Source organism: Streptomyces sp. M2CJ-2, assembly GCF_016757295.1.
In the GTDB taxonomy this organism is placed as follows: domain Bacteria; phylum Actinomycetota; class Actinomycetes; order Streptomycetales; family Streptomycetaceae; genus Streptomyces.
Map to the genome: position 1 here is coordinate 1 of NZ_JAESIF010000223.1, position 1,658 is coordinate 1,658.

Sequence of the window (1,658 nt, forward strand, 5' to 3'; positions counted from 1 at the left end):
CCTGGATCCACCGCATGACGGCCGGCTGCGGAAGGCGGAACGAGAAGAGGTGCCCGCTGACCTGCGATGATGGGAGTTCTCACGCTTCCATCCGCTACAACCAGCAAGGCACCTCGTAAGTGAAAGTCTCCCACAGCCCGGCGACGGTGTTCGCCGCGTTCGACGAACCGAATCTGATCGCGCATGCCGGGCTGGTCCCGGCCATCCGGCTGGCCGAGCGGTGCGACCTGCCGAGTCTGGTGGCCCAGAAGGTGAAGCTGGCCGGCGCGAAGAACGGCGCGGGCACGGCAGCGGAGGCGAAAGCCCTGTCCATCGTGGCCGGGATGGTCGCGGGCGCGGACAGCATCGACGACTTGGATGTCCTGCGCCACGGTGGCCTTGCCCGCGTGTTCGGCGGGATACGGGCCCCCTCCACGCTGGGCAGCTTCCTGCGCGCCTTCACCTGGGGACACGTACGCCAACTTCAGTCCGCGACACGCGCGTTCACCTGCCACCTGGCCGCCCACACCGGACTGGTGCCCACGACGGACGAGGTGGTGTTCGTGGACATCGACTCCAAGGTCAAGCAGGTCTACGGCCCGGCCAAGCAGGGCGCCTCCTTCGGCTACACCAAGGTCCGCGGGCTGCACTTCCAGATCGTCACGGTCAAGACATCCACCTGCGCGCCGGTCATCGTCGCCACCAGACTGCGCAGGGGGTCGGCCGGCTCCGGCAAGGGGGCGGCGAGTCTGCTGCGCGAGGCGCTGACCACGGTGCGGGCCATGGGAATCACCGCGCAGATCCTCGTGCGCGCCGACTCGGCGTACTTCTCCCACAAGGTCGTCGACGCCTGCAGAAAGGCCGGAGCCCGTTTCTCGCTGGCGGTCGCGGTCACCAAGAAGATCCGCGAAGCGATCGCGTCCATCGCCGAGGACGCCTGGACACCGATCAAGTACACCGACGCCGTCTGGGATGACGAGGAGGAACGCTGGGTCTCCGACGCGGAGATCGCCGAGATCCCCTTCACCGCGTTCACCAGCAAGAAGAAGCAGTTCCACACCACAGCCCGGCTCATCGTGCGCCGCGTGAAACGCCTGAACCCGAAGACGGTCCCGGAAGGACAGGCCGAGTTGTTCGGCGTCTGGCGCCACCATGCCATCTTCACCGACAGCCGCTTCGAACTGGTCCAGGCCGAACCGATGCACCGCGAACACGCCCAGGTCGAACAGGTCTTCGCCGACCTGGAGGACTCCGCCCTGGCCCACCTGCCCTCGGGGAAGTTCACCGCGAACGCGGCCTGGCTCACCCTGGCCGCCACCGCCTACAACCTCACCCGCGCGGCCGGACACCTCGCCTCTGCCTTCCATGCACGGGCACGGACCGGCACCATCCGCCGCCACCTGATCCACGTCCCCGCCCGGATCGCCACCGGCGCCCGCCGCTTCACCCTCCACCTGCCCGAACGCTGGCGCTGGGCCGACGACTTCATCGACCTGTGGACAGCCACCGGACAACGCATGGTCACCTGACCCACGCGACCGCCCTGCCCGCCCACGACCCGAAAGACCTCGGAGACCCCGCACCGGACGGCCACCCGGCAATCGCCGCTGCCCGCGTCCCGAAGAAACCACCAGGAGCCGCCCGACGCCCGTGAGCAGAATTCACGCGGTGGATCGAGG

General features: G+C 68.5%; 1 protein-coding gene. It reads left to right on the top strand.

The annotated features are described in order from the left end of the window. Positions 1–119: 119 nt before the first annotated feature. Positions 120–1,508, top strand: coding sequence for an IS1380 family transposase (locus JL475_RS38950; RefSeq protein ID WP_202282918.1), 1,389 nt, complete (start codon positions 120–122; stop codon positions 1,506–1,508). Positions 1,509–1,658 lie beyond the last annotated feature (150 nt).